Source organism: Rhizobium sp. AN68 (assembly GCF_030758035.1).
In the GTDB taxonomy this organism is placed as follows: Bacteria; Pseudomonadota; Alphaproteobacteria; order Rhizobiales; family Rhizobiaceae; genus Agrobacterium; species Agrobacterium tumefaciens.
This window is the reverse complement of the sequence record NZ_JARWMI010000003.1, coordinates 1,142,433-1,161,292: the sequence shown is the minus strand read 5'-3', so window position 1 is coordinate 1,161,292 and position 18,860 is coordinate 1,142,433. Positions and strand designations below refer to the sequence as shown.

The 18,860-nt window shown below is 58.7% G+C and carries 14 protein-coding genes and 1 pseudogene; all 15 read right to left on the bottom strand.

The features are described 5' to 3' along the window. Positions 1–4: 4 nt before the first annotated feature. Positions 5–1,312, bottom strand: a complete 1,308-nt coding sequence (locus tag RBH71_RS18730; protein WP_003512696.1) for a lipoprotein-releasing ABC transporter permease subunit — start codon at positions 1,310–1,312, stop codon at positions 5–7. Positions 1,313–1,434: 122 nt separating this feature from the next. After that, positions 1,435–2,758 (bottom strand): annotated as a pseudogene (proS, locus tag RBH71_RS18725) (proline--tRNA ligase). Positions 2,759–3,443: 685 nt separating this feature from the next. Beyond that, positions 3,444–3,749 carry a DUF1467 family protein gene (locus RBH71_RS18720; RefSeq protein ID WP_003512694.1) on the bottom strand — a complete coding sequence of 102 codons (306 nt, stop codon included), beginning with the start codon at positions 3,747–3,749 and terminating at the stop codon, positions 3,444–3,446. A gap of 148 nt (positions 3,750–3,897) precedes the next feature. Then, complete coding sequence (locus RBH71_RS18715; RefSeq protein WP_003512693.1) at positions 3,898–5,565, bottom strand: ribonuclease J; 1,668 nt, start codon at positions 5,563–5,565, stop codon at positions 3,898–3,900. A gap of 205 nt (positions 5,566–5,770) precedes the next feature. Then, entirely contained in the window at positions 5,771–6,511 is a 741-nt protein-coding gene (locus RBH71_RS18710; RefSeq protein ID WP_035251761.1) for a biotin--[acetyl-CoA-carboxylase] ligase, read from the bottom strand. Between the two features lie 26 nt (positions 6,512–6,537). Further along, the gene (nuoN, locus tag RBH71_RS18705; RefSeq protein ID WP_003512691.1) at positions 6,538–7,980 is read right to left on the bottom strand and encodes an NADH-quinone oxidoreductase subunit NuoN; all 1,443 of its coding nucleotides are present in this window, start codon (positions 7,978–7,980) and stop codon (positions 6,538–6,540) included. A gap of 18 nt (positions 7,981–7,998) precedes the next feature. Next, positions 7,999–9,510 carry an NADH-quinone oxidoreductase subunit M gene (locus RBH71_RS18700; protein ID WP_003512690.1) on the bottom strand — a complete coding sequence of 504 codons (1,512 nt, stop codon included), beginning with the start codon at positions 9,508–9,510 and terminating at the stop codon, positions 7,999–8,001. Further along, entirely contained in the window at positions 9,510–11,507 is a 1,998-nt protein-coding gene (nuoL, locus tag RBH71_RS18695) for an NADH-quinone oxidoreductase subunit L (protein WP_003512689.1), read from the bottom strand. The genes RBH71_RS18700 and nuoL overlap by 1 nt, the downstream gene beginning before the upstream one ends. A gap of 7 nt (positions 11,508–11,514) precedes the next feature. Beyond that, positions 11,515–11,823, bottom strand: coding sequence for an NADH-quinone oxidoreductase subunit NuoK (nuoK, locus tag RBH71_RS18690; RefSeq protein ID WP_003496445.1), 309 nt, complete (start codon positions 11,821–11,823; stop codon positions 11,515–11,517). Between the two features lie 29 nt (positions 11,824–11,852). Continuing rightward, positions 11,853–12,467: an NADH-quinone oxidoreductase subunit J gene (locus RBH71_RS18685; protein WP_003512680.1), complete on the bottom strand. Its 615-nt coding sequence runs from the start codon at positions 12,465–12,467 to the stop codon at positions 11,853–11,855. A gap of 141 nt (positions 12,468–12,608) precedes the next feature. After that, complete coding sequence (gene nuoI / locus RBH71_RS18680; protein ID WP_003512679.1) at positions 12,609–13,100, bottom strand: NADH-quinone oxidoreductase subunit NuoI; 492 nt, start codon at positions 13,098–13,100, stop codon at positions 12,609–12,611. 36 nt (positions 13,101–13,136) lie between these two features. Continuing rightward, complete coding sequence (gene nuoH / locus RBH71_RS18675; protein WP_003512677.1) at positions 13,137–14,183, bottom strand: NADH-quinone oxidoreductase subunit NuoH; 1,047 nt, start codon at positions 14,181–14,183, stop codon at positions 13,137–13,139. 12 nt (positions 14,184–14,195) lie between these two features. Further along, on the bottom strand, positions 14,196–16,277 hold the full coding sequence (nuoG, locus tag RBH71_RS18670) for an NADH-quinone oxidoreductase subunit NuoG (RefSeq protein ID WP_003512675.1): 2,082 nt from the start codon (positions 16,275–16,277) through the stop codon (positions 14,196–14,198). 156 nt (positions 16,278–16,433) lie between these two features. Next, on the bottom strand, positions 16,434–17,738 hold the full coding sequence (gene nuoF, locus RBH71_RS18665; protein WP_003512673.1) for an NADH-quinone oxidoreductase subunit NuoF: 1,305 nt from the start codon (positions 17,736–17,738) through the stop codon (positions 16,434–16,436). A gap of 10 nt (positions 17,739–17,748) precedes the next feature. Next, complete coding sequence (locus tag RBH71_RS18660) at positions 17,749–18,858, bottom strand: NADH-quinone oxidoreductase subunit E (protein ID WP_003512671.1); 1,110 nt, start codon at positions 18,856–18,858, stop codon at positions 17,749–17,751. Between the last annotated feature and the right edge of the window lie 2 nt (positions 18,859–18,860).

Here is an 18,860-nt window from a genome sequence, read left to right as displayed (position 1 = left end):
GTCCTTATTCGTAACGCAGGGCCTGCACCGGATCGAGCTTGGAAGCCCGCCATGCCGGAAAGATGGTTGCCAGGAAAGAAAGCGTCAGCGCCATGATGACGACGGTAATGGTCTCGCTGATATCCATTTCGGCCGGAAGCTGGCTGAGGAAATAGAGCTGCGGATCAAACAGCACCGTGCCTGATACCCAGGAGAAGAACTGCCGGATCGATTCCACATTGAGGCAGACGATGACGCCGAGTGCCACACCGGCGAATGTGCCCACCGTGCCGATGGCAGCTCCCGTCATGAAGAATATACGCATGACGGCGCCGGAACTGGCGCCCATGGTGCGCAGAATGGCGATATCGCTGCCCTTGTCCTTAACCAGCATGATGAGGCCGGAAATGATGTTGAGCGCCGCCACCAGAACGATGAGCGTCAGTATCATGAACATCACGTTTCTTTCCACCTGCAGGGCGGAAAAGAAGGTCTGGTTACGCTGTCTCCAGTCGGTGATATAGATCTGCCGCTCAGCTGCCTGCTCCACCAGCGGGCGGATGCCGTCGACATTGTCTGGGCGACTGACGTAAAGCTCGATGGATTGCACCAGGCCTTCGGCATTGAAATAAAGCTGGGCTTCGGACAGCGGCATATAGATCATCGACGCATCATATTCCGACATGCCGATCTCGAAGACGCCCGAAATCTTGTAGGATTTGACGCGCGGGTTGACACCCATCGGCGTCACATCGCCTTCAGGCGAAATGAGGGTGATATCGTCGCCCGCCGTCACGCCAAGCTGTGCGGCAAGCCTTGAGCCAACCAGAACCCCGTCGCCCGCCATGAAGCCGACGAGATCGCCGGTTTTGACGTTGGTGGCGACTTCCTTGATCTTGTCGATATCGTCCTGGCGAACGCCGCGCACGAGCGCACCGGAGCCGGCGCCACCGCGACCGGAGGCCAATGTCTGCCCCTCTACCAGCGGCAGGGCCATCGTCACGCCCGGAATGGCGGAGAACTTCTTCGCCAGCTCATCGTAATTGTTGAAGGGCTGGTCGATCGGCTGGACGATCATATGGCCGTTGATGCCGAGAATGCGCGAAATCAGCTCGGTGCGAAAACCGTTCATGACAGCCATGACGATGATAAGCGTCGCGACGCCCAGCATGATGCCGACGAAGGAAAAGCCGGCGATGACGGATATGAACGCTTCCTTGCGCCGCGACCGCAGATAGCGCCAGGCCACCATGCGCTCGAAAGCAGAAAACGGCCGGGCGGTCCTTTCCCGGGCGGAAGGAGCCGCACCCTTGTCAGCCTCGGCTTTTGCCATGTCGTCTCCCTGATCTGAACTTGAAAGGCCGGTTTTCACAAAAAACCGACCCCTGATCTTGATCTCATAAAGCTGGAGCGGATTTCAGGCGAAAACCGCTCGTCACTTTCACCATTTCGCGCTTAGCCAAGCACCCTGTTCATTGCCGCTTCGATTGTGACGGTTTCACGGTCGCCGGTCTTGCGATCCTTCACCTCGACTTCACCGTTCGCTGCCGAACGTGGGCCGACGATGATCTGCATCGGCACGCCGATCAGGTCAGCAGTCGCGAACTTCTGGCCCGCGCGGTCGTCCGTATCGTCATAAAGAACATCCTTGCCGGCATTGGAGAGCGAGTAATACAGCTTTTCGCACGCCGCATCACAGGCTGCGTCACCTGCCTTCATGTTGATAATCACGACATCGAAAGGAGCGACCGAAGCCGGCCAGATGATTCCGTTCTCGTCATGCGATGCTTCAATGATGGCGGGAACAAGGCGTGTCGGGCCAATGCCGTAGGACCCCATGTGAACGGGGTGTTCCTTGCCATCAGCACCCTGCACCTTGGCGCCCATCGGCTCGGAATATTTGGTGCCGAAATAGAAGATGTGGCCGACTTCGATGCCGCGCGCGGAAAGGCGCTGGCCATCGGGAATGGCGTCATAAGCAGCTTCGTCGTGCATTTCCGAGGTGGCGGCATAGTCGGCCGTCCATTCGTCGAAAACGCCCTGAAGGGCTGCGACATCGTCGAAGTTGGTATCATCGGCGGGGATGGCGCGGTCGAGGAAGCTCTTGTGGCAGAAGACTTCGGATCTCGCCAGTATCGGCCAGAATGATGAATTCGTGGCTGTGATTGCCGCCAATCGGGCCGGTATCGGCACGCATGGGAATGGCGCGCAGGCCAAGCCGTTCGAATGTGCGCAGGTAAGCCACGAACATCTTGTTATAGGAGTGGATCGCGTCTTCCTTGGTCAGATCGAAGGAATAGGCATCCTTCATAAGAAACTCGCGCGAGCGCATGGTTCCGAAACGGGGGCGCACCTCGTCGCGGAACTTCAGCTGAATATGATAGAGGTTCAGCGGCAGGTTCTTGTAGGATTTCACATAGGACCGGAAGATGTCAGTGATCATCTCCTCGTTAGTGGGGCCATACAGCATCTGGCGGTCCTGACGGTCCTTGATGCGCAGCATTTCCTTGCCGTAATCGTCATAACGGCCGCTCTCCTGCCACAGCTCAGCCGTCTGCAGCGTCGGCATCAGAAGCTCGATCGCGCCCGAGCGATCCTGCTCCTCGCGGATGATCCTGTTGACCTTGTCCAGAACGCGCTTGCCGAGCGGTAGCCAGGAATAGATGCCAGCCGATTGCTGCCGGATCATGCCCGCACGCAGCATGAGGCGATGGGAGACAATCTCCGCTTCCTTGGGGTTTTCCTTCAGGATGGGCATGAAATAACGGCTGAGACGCATGACGACTTCCATTGGTATGGGCAACAACACGCAAAGGCGCGGGAATCGCCCCGAATAGAGGGATATTGGCGCCGTACATAGCTGTTTCTGACCAAGAAGAAAACCCGCCATGCAAAGACCTGCCCAGGCGATTTCGTGGCATTTTCGCGATAGCTAATTCGCGTCAAAACGCTTTGGCCGGAATATTATTCTTGATCCGGTGCGACAAATTGCACCACAGGGAATTTTTTGCCGACTGTAACAAATATGCAAAAAATGAGATGACAAGCATGGGTGATTGGGCTAACTTTAGCTCACAAAAGAGGCAGGAAGTCTAAATTCTTGCCGTTTTCGCGGTCAGTCTTGGGAGGATTCGATCTTAGGCGCGCTTGTCGCTGCCCCGGTAACGGTTACAGATCACGCGAAACCTGAAAAACAAGGCTGAAATGCCTTGTTTTTTTTTTGATTCCGGCGAAGTTCACAACCCCGAATGGTTATTTCGGTAAAATTGTGACAGCGAATTGCCCGCCAGACACTCTCATGGTGTGTGCACGACTGATATGACATCCATGTGACAGCACTGGCGCATCTTGTAGCGACCGTTCATAAAACGGCAGCACAGCTTATGTTGCCTTAAATCGCATCACGAAGCCCACCACGCTGCAAATCTACGGCGCGCTTAATCCTGGCGCGTGGGTGAAGTGCTTCAGTCGAAAACCGGGATAATTCTCGGAAGGTCGTCCATGCTGACGCCGAACCACCAGGTTACGCCGTACCAGAGCCCGCAGATCAAAGCCGATATCAGCGTTGTCCACAACACGATGCGCCCGCCCCTGAACCTTGACGGGGCGCTTGCAACCGTGCCAATCGCCACATCGCCGTCTTCCTCCTGAGTGCGAAGGCCAATCGGCAGCACAACGAAAAGCACCGTCCACCAGACGATGAAATAAATGGCGAAGACCGAAAGAAGCGGCATGACGTCCTCCTGCGTGATGCGCCCCTTGTAACGCATTCATCCGCGAACCGGAATCACTTCCCTGCAAGATGTATAAAAAGCTGCAAGAGAGGAGAAGGAACGATCGCGGACGGCGATTGCGTCATGTCCGAGATGGCCCGGACATGACGGGGCGTGACGGTTTGAAAACCCGGGATTTTCCGGTTCAGACCTTGGTGACGAAAACCGTCACGATCGGCTTCTTGCCCCATGCCTGATTGGCAGCGGCGCGTACGGCGCGGCGCACTGACTCGCGCAGCAGCGCAAGATCCTTGCGGCGGGCCCGAGGGATGCTTTCCACGGCGCCGAGTACGGCGTCATAGAGCGTATCTTCCATGTCCTCGCCCTCATCATCGAATTCCGGCAGGCCGAAAGGTACGACATCGGGATCTCCGAGGAAGTCGTAGCGGCTGTCCAGCAGCACATTGACGGAGACATGGCCGGCGAAGGAAAGCTTGCGACGATTGCTGATCCCCATCTCGTCGAGGTCACCGATGAGGTTGCCGTCCTTGAAGACGCGGCCGTGCGGTGCGTCGTTGATGACTTCCGCAGGACCAGGCGCCAGACGCAGAATGTTGCCGTTACGAACCTTCGGCACCTGAGAAATGCCGGCCTGTTCAGCCAGTTCCTTCTGCGCCACCAGATGCGCCGCCTCGCCATGCACCGGCACCAGGATTTGCGGCTTGGTCCATTCGTACATCCTCAGAAGTTCGTTACGGCGGGGATGGCCGGAGACATGCACCAAAGCCTCATTGTCGGTAACGATATGGATGCCCTGCTCTATCAGGCCGTTCTTGATCTCGATGATCGCCTTTTCGTTGCCGGGAATGGCGCGCGAGGAAAATACTACCGTATCACCGGCAGCCAGCGCTACATTACGCATCTCATCGCGCGAAAGCTTGGCAAGGGCTGCCCGCGGCTCGCCCTGCGAACCGGTGAGAATGACGACCACCTTGTTGCGCGGAATATAGCCGTATTCGTCTTCAGCCAGGAACGGCTTGATACCTTCCATGATGCCGAGATCCTGCGAAACGTTGACGACGCGCTTCAGCGACGAGCCGAGCAGCAGCACTTCGCGTCCGGCAGCTTCCGCAGCCTGCGCGATGGAGCGGATACGGCCGACATTGGAGGAGAAGGTGGTGATGGCCACGCGACCCTCGGCATTTTCAATGATCTGGCGCAGCCCCTCAGACACTTCGTGCTCCGAAGGCGATACGCCGTCACGCAGCGAGTTGGTGCTGTCGCACATCAACGCCAGCACGCCCTCCTCGCCGATGGCGCGGAAACGCGCCTCATCCGTCAACGGACCGAGAGACGGCGCCTCGTCAATCTTCCAGTCGCCCGTGTGGATGACATTGCCAAGCGGCGTGCGGATGACCAGCGACATCGGCTCGGGGATCGAATGGTTGACACCGACGGCCTCGATTTCGAACGGGCCGACATTGATGCGATCACCCGCCTTGAACGGGGTGATTGGAATTTCGGCACGGCTGCCCTCATAGGCGCGCTTTGCCTCCAGCATGCCGGCGGTGAAACCCGAGGCATAGACGGGTACGTTGAGGCCCGGCCACAGATCGTTCAGCGCGCCGTAGTGATCCTCATGGGCGTGGGTGATGATGATGCCTTTGAGGTTCTTCTTCTGCTCGGCGATATAGCTGATATCGGGCAGAACCAGATCGACACCAGGCAGATCGAGACCGGCAAAGGTAACGCCGCAATCCACCATGATCCATTGGCGCTTGCTTTCCGGACCGTAGCCGTACAGCGCCAGATTCATGCCGATTTCACCGACGCCGCCAAGCGGCAGAAATACCAGTTCGTCCTGTTTAGTCATTGTTCTTCTTATCCACTCACGAGAGCGCGCTGGCGACGGCAATATGCCGCGCCCAGCCGCCCGTTTAACAGCATCGGACATGAAACATCATGATCGACCGGGCCGATGCGGAGCCGGTCTGTCACCCTGCTTTTCATGAGCAGCAGGAAAGCTCCAACCTGTGGGAAGAGGTTCGGCGTGGGTCCTTGAAGACACGCCGTCCACCTCATCCAAAAAACACGTCGCCGGCGGCGATGGAGCGCCTTGTGCCCTCATCCTCATCCAGCAGCAGATAACCATTATCATCAATTCCAACGAAACGCCCGCCGATCGAGCGATCCGGAAAATTGACGGTGATATGTTCGCCGATACCGCAGGCAGCCGCCCGCCATCCGGCCATGACACCGGAAACGCCCCTGCCCTCATCCCAGCTTTGCAGCACATCCGCTGTCTCGCGGAAGAGATGCGCGAACAGCTCGTCGGGGGAGCACGACGCCCCGTGTTCGGACAGCATGGTGACGGGATAAAGCGGATTTTCAGGCTTGTGGGCGATATTGATGCCGATGCCGATGACGATGGCGCGGCGTCCATCCGGCAGAAGTTCGGCTTCCATCAGAATGCCGCAGGTCTTCCGGCGCCCGATCAGCAGGTCATTCGGCCATTTTATCTCTAGCGGTTCGCCACCCGTCGGCAGCACAGCGCGAATGGCGCGGTAGACGGCGAGCGCAAAGGCAAGCGGCAATGAACCGATGCGGTCCATTGGCGCGGGATCGATGAGAAGAAGCGAAGCGTAGAGATTGCCTGGTTCAGACACCCAAGGCCGGCCGCGACGACCGCGTCCGCCAGTCTGGCGGATGGCGGTGATCCACAGATTGCCGCCATCGCCTGCCCTTGCGCGGGCGAAACATTCTATGTTGGTCGATGGCGTGTCCGCCATCGCCTCGTGCCGGAAGTCATCGATGGACATCCGGCCCGTATGCTTGTGCGTATTGCTCAAAAGAACGTCTTTGCCGCAACCGTGACTGCATTGCCGAGCGCACCACCGAAGACGATGAAGGCGACGACGAACAGTCCAGAGAGCGCATAAACGATTTTCAGTTCGCCAGCCGGACGCTCGAAGCTGCCCTTGGCTTCATCGAACCACATGACCTTGACGACGCGGATATAATAATACGCACCGACAACCGAACCGATCACACCGATAACGGCAAGCGGATAGAGTTTGGCTTCGATGGCAGCAAGGAAGACGTAGTACTTGCCGAAGAATCCGGCGAGCGGCGGAATGCCGGCAAGCGAGAACATCAGGATCGTCAGAACAACTGCCATGAAGGGGTTGGTGGACGAAAGCCCGGCCAGATCCTCGACATTTTCGACATTGCCGATTTCCTTGCGACGCATGGAGAGAATGCAGGCGAAGGTGCCGAGCGTCATGACCATGTAGATGGTCATGTAGAGAATGACGCCCGAGATACCGGCCTCGGTGCCCGCCGCAAGACCAACCAGCGCGTAACCCATGTGACCGATGGAAGAATAGGCCATCAGGCGCTTGATGTTCTTCTGGCCGATTGCCGCGAACGAGCCGAGCAGCATGGAAGCGATGGAGATGAAGACGACGATCTGCTGCCAGTCGGCAAAGACCGGCTGGAAAGCGTCAACAACGATGCGAACGAAGATCGCCATGGCGCCGATCTTGGGAGCGGCAGACAGGAAGGCCGTGACCGGTGTCGGCGCACCCTCATAAACATCCGGCGTCCACATGTGGAACGGCACGGCGGAAATCTTGAATGCCAGACCGGCGAGAACAAAAACCAGACCGAAGACGAGGCCGAGCGAACGGGTCTCTGCCGTCAGAACCTGGGCGATTTCGGTAAAGCCGGTATTGCCGGTAAAGCCGTAAACCAGCGACATGCCGTAAAGCAGCATGCCCGAGGAGAGCGCACCGAGAACGAAATATTTCAGGCCCGCTTCGGTGGAGCGAAGGCTTTCCCGGTTGATGGCGCAGACGACGTAGAGCGCAAGCGACTGCAGCTCCAGCGCCATATAGAGCGAGATCAGGTTGTTGGCCGAAATCATCAGCAGGATGCCGAGCGTCGCCAGAACCAGAAGCACCGGATATTCGAACCGGCCGACCGGCTCGAAACGGCTCTGGCCGACAGAAAGGATCATGGCGGTGATCGAGCCGATCAGCGCCAGCACCTTCATGAAGTTGCCGAAGGCATCGGCGACGTAAACGCCGCCGAAAGCCACACCCGAAGCGGGCGCAAAGACGATCCAGAGACCGACGACGAGCAGCAGGGCCACGGAGAGGCCCGTAACCGTCGTTGTCGACTTGTCGCCCGAGAAGACGCCAATCATGAGCAGCGCCAGCGCGCCGACCGCAAGGATCAGCTCGGGCGTCGCGATGTGCAGACTGGCAAAAAGAATTTCAGCGGTCATGTCCAACGGGTCCTGTCGTCAATTCATAGAAAGCGCAACATTTTGCGCCGCCTGCAATGCAGCCGTATAGTTGTTTACCAGAAGATCGACCGAAGCGGCTGTCGCATCGAAAACCGGAGCCGGATAGACGCCGAAGAAGATCGTCAGCGCAACCAGCGGATAAAGGATGACCTTTTCGCGGGTTGACAGATCGAGCATCGATTTCAGGCTTTCCTTCTCAAGCGCACCGAAAATCACGCGGCGGTAAAGCCACAGCGCGTAAGCGGCCGAGAGGATGACGCCGGTTGCCGCAAACAGCGCGACCAGCGTGTTGGCGCGGAATACGCCGATCAGCGTCAGGAATTCACCGACGAAGCCGGAGGTGCCGGGCAAACCGACATTGGCCATGGTGAAGATCATGAAGGCGACGGCATATTTCGGCATGTTGTTCACGAGACCGCCATAGGCCGAGATCTCACGGGTATGCAGCCGATCGTAAACGACGCCGACGCAGAGGAAGAGCGCGCCCGACACGATGCCGTGCGACAGCATCTGGAAGATTGCGCCCTGCACGCCCTGCACATTGGCCGCGAAGATGCCCATGGTCACGTAACCCATGTGGGCAACGGAGGAATAGGCGATCAGCTTCTTGATGTCGTCTTGCATCATCGCCACCAGCGAGGTGTAGATGATGGCGAGAACCGACAGCGTGAAGACGAAGGGTGCGAAATAGTCGGACGCCAAGGGGAACATCGACAGCGAGAAACGGATGAAACCGTAACCGCCAAGCTTCAGCATGACGCCTGCCAGAATGACGGAACCTGCGGTCGGCGCCTGCACGTGGGCATCCGGCAGCCAGGTGTGTACCGGCCACATCGGCATCTTGACCGAGAAAGCGGCGAAACAGGCAAGCCACAGCCAGGTCTGCATGCCAGCGGGGAAGCCGTATTTCAGAAGTTCGGTCATGTCTGTTGTGCCGGACTGCCAGTACATCGCCATGATGGCGAGCATGGTCAGAACCGAGCCAAGCAGCGTGTAGAGGAAGAACTTGTAGGATGCGTAGACGCGATCCTTGCCGCCCCAGACACCGATGATGATGAACATCGGGATCAGCGTTGCTTCGAAGAAGACGTAGAAAAGAACGGTATCCAGCGCCACGAAGACGCCGATCATGACGACTTCCAGAAGCAGGAAGGCGATCATGTATTCCTTGATGCGCTTTTCAACCGACTGCCAGCTTGCCAGCACGCAGAAAGGCATGAGGAAGGTGGTGAGGATGACGAACAGCATGGAGATGCCGTCGACGCCCAGATGATAGGCGGCGATGTTGCCGAACCATGCGTGTTTTTCCACCATCTGGAAACCGGGGTTCGAATTATCGAAACCGATCCAGACGAACAGCGAAACCAGGAAGGTGAAAACGGTCGTCAGCAGCGAGACGTTGAGAATGTTGCGGCGACCGTAAGGGCCGTTCTCATTGGTCAGCAGCAAGAGCACCACGCCGATGAGCGGCAGAAAGGTGACCGTTGAAAGAATTGGCCAATCGGTCATCAAAACGCACTCCCGAGCATCATCCAGGTGACAAGCGCCGCGATGCCGATCAGCATCGCAAAGGCATAGTGATAAAGGTAACCGGATTGCAGGCGGACCATGCGGTTGGTCACGTCAACCACACGCGCTGCAATGCCGTTCGGTCCATAGTGGTCGATGACGGCCACGTCGCCCTTCTTCCACAGGAAGCGGCCAAGCGCCTTTGCGGAACGCACGAAGAGGAAGTCATAAAGCTCGTCGAAATACCACTTGTTCAAGAGGAACTGATAGAGGCCGCGATGGGTCGCTGCCAGACGCTTCGGCGTCTCCGGCGACTTGATATACATGTACCATGCGGTGACAAAACCAAGCGTCATGGCGAAGAACGGGCTCCACTTGACCCACAGCGGAACATGGTGGAACTCGTCAAGGATTTCATTTTCCGGAAGCGTGAAGAGAGCACCCTTCCAGAACTCGGCATATTCATGGCCGAAGAAATAACCTTCGAAGACAACACCGGCGAAAATCGCGCCGACTGTGAGAATGAAGAGCGGGATCAGCATGACCATCGGCGATTCATGCACATGGTGCATCACGTCAGCCGAAGCGCGCGGCTTTCCGAAGAAGGTCATGAACGCCAGACGCCAGGAATAGAAGCTGGTGAACAGCGCGGCGATGACCAGCAGCGTGAAGGCGAAACCTGACAGCACCGAATGGGACGCATAAGCGGATTCGATGATCACGTCCTTCGAGAAGAAGCCGGCAAAGCCGATCATCGTGCCCGGAATGCCTACACCTGTCAGCGCCAGCGTGCCGACGGTCATCGTCCAGAAGGTGATGGGGATATGCTTGCGCAGGCCGCCCATGTAACGCATGTCCTGCTCGCCATCGACGGCATGGATAACCGAACCGGCGCACAAGAACAGCAGCGCCTTGAAGAAGGCATGCGTGAAGAGGTGGAACACGGCCGCGCCATAAGCGCCGACGCCAAGGGCCACGAACATGTAACCGAGCTGCGAGCAGGTCGAATAGGCAATCACGCGCTTGATATCGTTCTGCACGAGACCGACGGTCGCTGCGAAGAAGGCGGTGATGGCGCCGACCAGCGTCACGACGGTGAGCGCATCATGCGACAATTCGAACAGCGGCGACATGCGGGCAACCAGGAAGACACCGGCGGTGACCATTGTTGCGGCGTGAATGAGGGCGGACACAGGGGTCGGGCCTTCCATCGCGTCCGGCAGCCAGGTGTGCAGCAGGAACTGCGCCGACTTACCCATGGCGCCCATGAAGAGCAGCAGGCAGACGCCCGTCATCGCATTGACCTTGTCCAGCTGCATGCCGAACAGGTTGATGACGGTTTCGGTGGAAGCTGCACCTTCAGCCGGCAGATAGGTGCTGGCGGCAGCGAAAATGGTCTCGAAATTGATCGAGCCGAACAGCACGAAGACGCCTGATATGCCGAGAATGAAGCCGAAGTCGCCAACACGGTTGACGATGAACGCCTTCATGGCTGCAGCAGACGCCGAAGGCTTCTTGAACCAGAAACCGATCAGCAGGTACGACGCCAGACCAACGCCTTCCCAGCCGAAGAACATCTGCAGCAGGTTGTCGGAGGTCACCAGCATCAGCATGGCGAAGGTGAACAGCGAAAGATAGGCAAAGAAGCGCGGACGATGCGGATCGTGGTGCATGTATCCGATCGAATAGAGGTGCACCAGCGTCGAGACGGTGTTGACGACGACGAACATGACGGCCGTCAGCGTATCGATGCGGAACGCCCATTCAACGTCGATGCCGCCGGACTGGATCCAGCGCAGCACGGTGACCTTGATCACCTCGCCCGACTCGCCATGGGCAAGCGCGACGGAGAAGAAGACGATCCACGACAGGACGGCGACCACGATCATCAGACCGGTGGTGACATATTCCGAAGCCTTGGCGCCGATCGACCGGCCAAACAGGCCGGCAATCAGGAAGCCGATCAGGGGAAGAAAGACGATAGCCTTGTAGATCATAGCCTTATCAGCCCTTCATCATATTGACGTCTTCGACAGCGATCGATCCGCGGTTGCGGTAGAAGACAACGAGTATTGCAAGACCGATGGCCGCTTCGGCGGCTGCGACGGTCAGAATGAACAGTGCGAAGACCTGGCCGACGATGTCGTTCAGGAAAGCCGAGAACGCCACCATGTTGATGTTGACCGCCAACAGGATGAGCTCGATCGACATGAGGATGACGATGACGTTCTTCCGGTTGAGGAAGATACCGAAGATGCCGATCGTGAAGAGGATCGCGCTGACCGTCAGGTAGTGGGAAAGACCGATTTCCATATTCTGTTTCCTTGGATCCGTTCGCGCCTTCAGATGCCCTGGCCCGGCTTGACCTTGACCGTGGTGACGGCGGTCTTCGGGTCACGGCCGACCTGCGTGGATATGTTCTGCCGCTTGATGTCGGTGCGGTGACGCAGCGTCAGCACGATGGCGCCGATCATGGCCACCAGCAGTACGAGACCGGCAAGCTGGAAGAAGTAGACGTAATTGGTATAGAGCACGTCGCCCAGTGCGGCCGTATTGGTGCGCACGGCCGGTGACGGGATCGGCATGGTAATCGATTTGGCCGCCTGCGGGTTGAGCACGCTGCCACCGACCACGACGATCAGCTCAGCCGCGAGGATGATACCGATCAGCGCACCGATCGGCGCATATTGCAGCACGCCGGAGCGCAGCTCCGCAAAATCCACATCCAGCATCATGACGACGAAGAGGAAGAGAACCGCCACCGCACCGACATAAACGACGAGCAGGATCATGGCGAGGAATTCGGCCCCCGTCAGCAGGAACAGCGCGGCTGCGTTGAAGAAGGTCAAAATCAGAAACAGCACCGAATGAACAGGGTTCTTCGATGCGATGACCATGAACGCAGACGCCACGGCGACGAAAGCGAATATATAAAAGAATACAGCGTGCAGACCCATGTTGGTGCCTTCTTGTCCTCATCCGGGCAAAGACCGCGCAATCGCGCGCTCTACCCGTTTCGTCCCTGCCGGCGATAACCGTGCAGGCTCTTTTACTCTTTCTTCGCTTCCCGGGGTCTCCCCCGGAAAGACGGTTGCGCCTTAACGGTAAGGCGCATCCAGTGCGAGGTTGCGCGCAATTTCACGCTCCCAGCGGTCGCCATTGTCGAGAAGCCTTTGCTTGTCGAAATAAAGCTCCTCGCGGGTTTCCGTCGCGAATTCGAAGTTCGGGCCTTCGACGATGGCATCCACCGGGCAGGCTTCCTGGCAGAAACCGCAATAGATGCACTTCACCATGTCGATGTCGTAACGCACCGTGCGGCGGGTGCCGTCATTGCGACGCGGACCGGCTTCGATGGTGATCGCCTGAGCGGGACAGATCGCCTCACACAGCTTGCAGGCAATGCAGCGCTCTTCACCGTTCGGATAACGGCGCAGTGCATGCTCGCCGCGGAAGCGCGGAGACACCGGGCCCTTTTCGAAAGGATAATTCACCGTGGCCTTCTGCTTGAAGAAGTGGCGCATCGTCAGGAAGATCGCACCGACGAACTCCTTGAGGAACAGTGAATTGACGGCTTGGGAAAGGCTGGCCATCTCAAACTCCAGATTTCTGAGCGAGGAGTACGGACATCAACCGGCCCACCCCGTCAGCTTCAATACGAATGCAACAATAACGACCATGGCGAGCGACAGCGGCAGGAACACCTTCCAGCCAAGGCGCATGAGCTGGTCATAGCGGTAACGCGGAACGAAGGCCTTCACCAGAGCGATCATGAAGAAAACCATGCAGCCCTTGAGCGCGAACCAGACAATGCCCGGAATCCAGTTCAGGAACCACACATCCACGATCGGCAGCCAGCCACCAAGGAACAGGATCGTCGTCAGGCAGCAGATCAGGACGATCGCAGCATATTCGCCGAGCATGAACATCATGTAAGGCGTCGAGCCATATTCGACCATGTGACCGGCCACCAGTTCCGATTCCGCTTCCGGAAGGTCGAAGGGCGGACGGTTGGTTTCGGCAAGACCCGAGATGAAGAACACGATGAACATCGGGAACAGCGACAGCCAGTGCCAGTCGAGGAACGAGGCCGGCAGACCGATCATCGTGCCGAGGCCGGTGCGCTGCGCCAGAACGATATCCGTGAGGTTGAGCGAGCCGACGCACAGAAGCACGGTGACGATGACGAGGCCAATAGACACTTCGTATGACACCATCTGCGCCGCCGAACGAAGCGCGCCGAGGAACGGGTACTTCGAGTTCGAAGCCCAGCCGCCCATGATGATGCCGTACACTTCAAGCGAGGAAATCGCGAAAATGTAGAGAATGCCGACATTGATATTGGCAACGACCCAGCCATCGGCGAAGGGGATGACCGCGTAGGTGGCGAGCGCCAGCGTTACGGCAACCAGCGGCGCCAGAAGGAAGACCGCCTTGTTGGCGCCCGCCGGAATGACGGGTTCCTTCAGTATGAATTTCAAAAGGTCGGCGAAGGACTGGAACAGACCAAAGGGGCCGACGACGTTGGGACCACGGCGCAACTGCACGGCTGCCCAGACCTTACGGTCGGCAAGCAGAAGGAAGGCGATGGCCACCAGAAGGCAAACGAGAAGCAGCAGGGACTGGCCGACCATGATCAGCGCGGGCCAGACGTAGCTCCAGAAAAACGAATCCATAATCCCCTACCCTTACTCTGCCGCAGCCTGGAAATTGTTGCGGGCCAATGCGGAACACTCGGCCATGACGGCGGATGCGCGCGCAATCGGGTTCGTCAAATAAAAGTCTTTTACCGGCGAGGCAAACGCAGACTTATTGAGGCTGCCCGCGCGAGCGGCAAGTGCCTCGACATCCGCGCCGTTGCCGGCAACGATCTCATCGGTTTCCGCCAGATGCGGATGCGCGACATAAAGCTGGCCGCGCAGCGCCGACAGCGAATCGAACGGCAGCTTCTTGCCGAGCACGTCGGAAAGCGCACGCAGGATCGCCCAGTCTTCACGGGCCTCGCCTGGTGCGAAACCGGCGCGGTTGCCCACCTGAACGCGGCCTTCGGTGTTGACCCAGATACCGGATTTTTCGGTATAGGCCGCACCCGGAAGGATGACGTCGGCGTTCATCGCGCCATGATCGCCGTGGCTGCCGATATAGACGGTGAACTTGGCGCCCTTGTTCGACAGGTCGATTTCATCAGCGCCGAGCAGGAAGAGAACGTCCATGGACGTTACCATTTCGGCAGCAGCAACACCGCCCTCGCCCGGCACGAAGCCGATGTCGAGACCACCTACGCGGGCAGCGGCGGTGTGAAGCACCGAGAAACCGTTCCACTCTTCGCTGATTGCGCCAACCGAAACGGCAAGCTTCGCAGCGGCCGCGAGAACGGCTGCACCATCGGCGCGTGCCAGAGCGCCCTGGCCGATGATGATCAGCGGGTTGTTGGCGGACTTCAGCTTCTCAATGAAACTGTGAGAGCCATTGGCGAGATCGGAAAGCGTTTCCGCGCCGGAGCCTAGATATTCGTAGTTGTAGCGCAGCTCACCGGCTTCGCCGATCACGCCGATCGGGAAACCACCGCGACGCCAGCGCTTGCGGATACGTGCATTGAGCACGGCCGCTTCATAACGCGGGTTGGCGCCGACGATCAGCAGCGCATCCGCGTGCTCAATGCCTTCGATTGTGGAATTGAACAGGTAGCTGGCGCGACCCAAAGACGGATCAAGCGCTGCGCCATCCTGACGGCAATCGACATTGGCCGAGCCGAGCGACGCCAGAAGCGACTTCAGCGCGAACATTTCCTCGACGGAAGCAAGGTCACCGGCAATCGAGCCGATCTTGCTGCCGCTGGTTGCGGCAACCGCCTGCTTGATAGCGCCGAAGGCTTCGCCCCAGCTTGCGGGCTGCAAGCGGCCATCCTTGCGGACGTAAGGGCGGTCGAGACGCTGCGTCTTCAGGCCGTCCCAGATGAAGCGGCTCTTGTCGGAAATCCACTCTTCGTTGATTGCCTCGTTGACACGCGGCATGACGCGCATGACTTCGCGGCCACGGGTATCGACGCGGATTGCCGAACCGAGAGCGTCCATCACGTCGATGGTTTCGGTCTTGTTCAGTTCCCACGGACGGGCAGTGAAAGCGAAAGGCTTGGAGGTGAGCGCACCGACCGGGCAAAGATCGACGACGTTGCCCTGAAGCTCGGAGGTCATTGCCTGCTCGAGATAGGTGGTGATTTCAGCGTCCTCGCCGCGGCCGATGAGGCCGAGTTCGGCGATGCCAGCAACTTCCGTGGTGAAACGGACGCAGCGCGTGCAGTGGATGCAGCGGTTCATCACCGTCTTGACGAGCGGACCGATATATTTGTCTTCAACCGCACGCTTATTTTCCGCGTAACGCGAACCGGCGATACCGAAGGCCATAGCCTGGTCCTGCAGGTCGCATTCGCCGCCCTGGTCGCAGATCGGGCAATCGAGCGGGTGGTTGATGAGAAGGAACTCCATCACGCCTTCGCGGGCCTTCTTGACCATCGGCGTGTTGGTGAAAACTTCAGGCAATTCGCCATTCGGGCCGCCGCGAACGTCGCGCACGCCCATGGCGCAGGATGCGGCGGGCTTGGGCGGTCCGCCCTTCACCTCGATGAGACACATGCGGCAGTTACCCGCGACCGACAAGCGCTCATGAAAACAAAAGCGCGGAACTTCAGCACCAGCCTCCTCGCACGCCTGCAACAGCGTGAAATGATCCGGAACCTCGATCTCTTTACCGTCAACCTTGAGCTTTGCCATGGTTCTACTTACGTCCTGTTGCCTGTTCGTCCCGTGTCTCTCACACGGTCCGCAACAAATCCTTAATCGCGCCCGACACTTGATCTCGTCGGTCAGGCGCTTCATGGTTTTCCGGCGCCGGGATCATCCCCGCGCCGCATGCAAACTGCGAAAAGCTTATTCGGCAGCTTCCAGAACAGCGCCATCATCCATGGCCCTGTAGGTATATTGGTCGATGCGCTTTTCGATTTCCGGACGGAAATTGCGGATCAGCGCCTGTACCGGCCATGCGGCGGCGTCGCCGAGAGCACAGATGGTGTGGCCTTCAATCTGCTTCGTCACTTCGAACAGCATGTCGATTTCGCGCTTCTGCGCGTTGCCCTTCACCATGCGTTCCAGCACGCGCCACATCCAGCCGGTGCCTTCACGGCACGGCGTGCACTGGCCGCAGCTTTCATGCTTGAAGAAGGCCGCGATGCGGGCGATCGCCTTGATGACGTCGGTGGACTTGTCCATGACGATCATGCCGCCGGTGCCGAAGGACGACTTCACTTCGCGCATGCCGTCGAAGTCCATGATGGCGTCCTTCATGTCCTCACCGCGCACGATGGGGCAGGATGCGCCGCCGGGGATGACGCCAAGCAGATTGTCCCAGCCGCCGCGAATGCCACCGCAATGGTGTTCGATCAGTTCACGGAAGGACAGGCCCAGCGCATCTTCGAAGGTGCATGGACGCTCGACATGGCCGGAGACCATGAACAGCTTGGTGCCGACATTGTTCGGACGGCCGATAGACGAGAACCATGCCGCACCTCGGCGCAGAATGGTCGGAGCAACGGCGATGGATTCGACGTTGTTGACGGTCGTCGGGCAACCGTAAAGACCCATATTGGCCGGGAACGGCGGCTTCAGGCGCGGCTGGCCCTTCTTGCCCTCGAGGCTTTCAAGCAGTGCTGTCTCTTCGCCGCAGATATAGGCACCTGCGCCGTGATGGACGTAGATGTCGAAATCCCAGCCGTTCTTGTTGTTCTTGCCGAGCAGGCCCGCATCGTAACATTCGTCGATGGCGGCCTGAAGCGCCTCACGTTCGCGCATATATTCGCCGCGCACGTAGATATAGGCGGTGTGCGCACCCATGGCGAAACCGGCGATAACGCAGCCTTCGATCAGCGTATGCGGATCGTTGCGCAGGATTTCGCGGTCCTTGCAGGTGCCGGGCTCGGATTCGTCGGCGTTGACCACGAGATAATGCGGACGGCCGTCGCTTTCCTTGGGCATGAAGGACCACTTGAGACCCGTCGGGAAGCCTGCGCCGCCGCGACCGCGAAGGCCGGAAGCCTTCATCTCATTGATGATCCAGTCACGACCCTTTTCGATGATCTGCTTGGTGCCATCCCAGTGGCCACGCGCCCTCACGCCCTTCAGGGACTTGTCCTTGAGGCCGTAGAGATTGGTAAAGATGCGATCCTGATCTTTTAACATGCTTCACCCTTTACCGCGGCTTCTTGCCGAAGACCTTGATATACTCGGCTTCGCCACCCTTGGCGAGCGCCTCGGCCTGCTTGATCCACTCATCGCGTTCGATGCGGCCCTTGAAATTCAGATAACCATCCACCCAGTCGCACTCGGCCTTCTTCCAGCCGGCAATCTGCGCATAGGTGAAGATACCGAGCTCGTTAAGCGTGCCTTCGATCTTCGGGCCAACGCCTGAAATGAGTTTCAGGTCATCGGGCGCAGCGGGCTTTTCAATGCCTGCCGGACGGTCGGCCGACTCAAGCGACGGTCTGGATGCTGTCGCTTCCTTGCCCGCCGATTGCTGTTCCCCTGCCTTTGCGTTTTCCGCAGCAGCCTTGGGCTCGTTCGCAGGCGTCTTCAGCTTCGGGTCGGTTTCCGGTGCGTCCGTCTTCGGCTTGGCGGCATTCGAAGGAAGAACGGGGGCTGCTTCCGCCGGAGCTTCCGCAGGCTTGTCGAGATTGGAGCGATCTGGCTTGATCTCTTCCGTCAGCGTCGTCAGGCCGCCAACGGGCACCGACTGGTGACGGTCGATCTGGGGGCCGGTCTTGACCGTGTCGCCCTTGCCTGCCTCGAACGTGTCGATGATCTCTTCCAGGCGCTCGGGCGTCAGATCCTCATAGGCATCCTTGAAGATGATGACCATCGGCGCATTGACGCAGGCGCCCTGACATTCCACTTCTTCCCAGGACAGCGTGCCGCTCTCGTTGGTGTGCAGCGGATCGTGATGGATCTTCTTGCGGCAGACATCCATCAGCGCTTCGGAGCCGCGCAGCATGCAGGGCGTGGTGCCGCAAACCTGAACATGGGCGCGTGTGCCGACCGGCTTCAGCTGGAACTGGGTGTAGAAGGTCGCCACTTCCATGACGCGGATATAGGCCATATCCAGCATGTCGGCGATTTTTTCGATGGCGGCGCGGGTAACCCAGCCGTCCTGCTCCTGCGCACGCATAAGCAGCGGGATAACCGCCGATTGCTGGCGTCCCTCCGGATATTTCTGGATCGTCTTTTCCGCCCATGCGGTATTATCCGCGTTAAAGGCAAATGCCACGGGCTGGAACTGATCTTCGGCTAGTCGACGAACGGACATAC

Excerpts from the sequence above, each read along its gene's own strand:
- RBH71_RS18730 (WP_003512696.1), bottom strand. The coding sequence starts at position 1,312 with ATGGCAAAAGCCGAGGCTGACAAGGGTGCGGCTCCTTCCGCCCGGGAA.
- RBH71_RS18720 (WP_003512694.1), bottom strand. The coding sequence starts at position 3,749 with ATGCGTTACAAGGGGCGCATCACGCAGGAGGACGTCATGCCGCTTCTT.
- RBH71_RS18715 (WP_003512693.1), bottom strand. The coding sequence starts at position 5,565 with ATGACTAAACAGGACGAACTGGTATTTCTGCCGCTTGGCGGCGTCGGT.
- RBH71_RS18710 (WP_035251761.1), bottom strand. The coding sequence starts at position 6,511 with ATGTCCATCGATGACTTCCGGCACGAGGCGATGGCGGACACGCCATCG.
- nuoN (WP_003512691.1), bottom strand. The coding sequence starts at position 7,980 with ATGACCGCTGAAATTCTTTTTGCCAGTCTGCACATCGCGACGCCCGAG.
- RBH71_RS18700 (WP_003512690.1), bottom strand. The coding sequence starts at position 9,510 with ATGACCGATTGGCCAATTCTTTCAACGGTCACCTTTCTGCCGCTCATC.
- nuoL (WP_003512689.1), bottom strand. The coding sequence starts at position 11,507 with ATGATCTACAAGGCTATCGTCTTTCTTCCCCTGATCGGCTTCCTGATT.
- nuoK (WP_003496445.1), bottom strand. The coding sequence starts at position 11,823 with ATGGAAATCGGTCTTTCCCACTACCTGACGGTCAGCGCGATCCTCTTC.
- RBH71_RS18685 (WP_003512680.1), bottom strand. The coding sequence starts at position 12,467 with ATGGGTCTGCACGCTGTATTCTTTTATATATTCGCTTTCGTCGCCGTG.
- nuoI (WP_003512679.1), bottom strand. The coding sequence starts at position 13,100 with ATGGCCAGCCTTTCCCAAGCCGTCAATTCACTGTTCCTCAAGGAGTTC.
- nuoH (WP_003512677.1), bottom strand. The coding sequence starts at position 14,183 with ATGGATTCGTTTTTCTGGAGCTACGTCTGGCCCGCGCTGATCATGGTC.
- nuoG (WP_003512675.1), bottom strand. The coding sequence starts at position 16,277 with ATGGCAAAGCTCAAGGTTGACGGTAAAGAGATCGAGGTTCCGGATCAT.
- nuoF (WP_003512673.1), bottom strand. The coding sequence starts at position 17,738 with ATGTTAAAAGATCAGGATCGCATCTTTACCAATCTCTACGGCCTCAAG.
- RBH71_RS18660 (WP_003512671.1), bottom strand. The coding sequence starts at position 18,858 with ATGTCCGTTCGTCGACTAGCCGAAGATCAGTTCCAGCCCGTGGCATTT.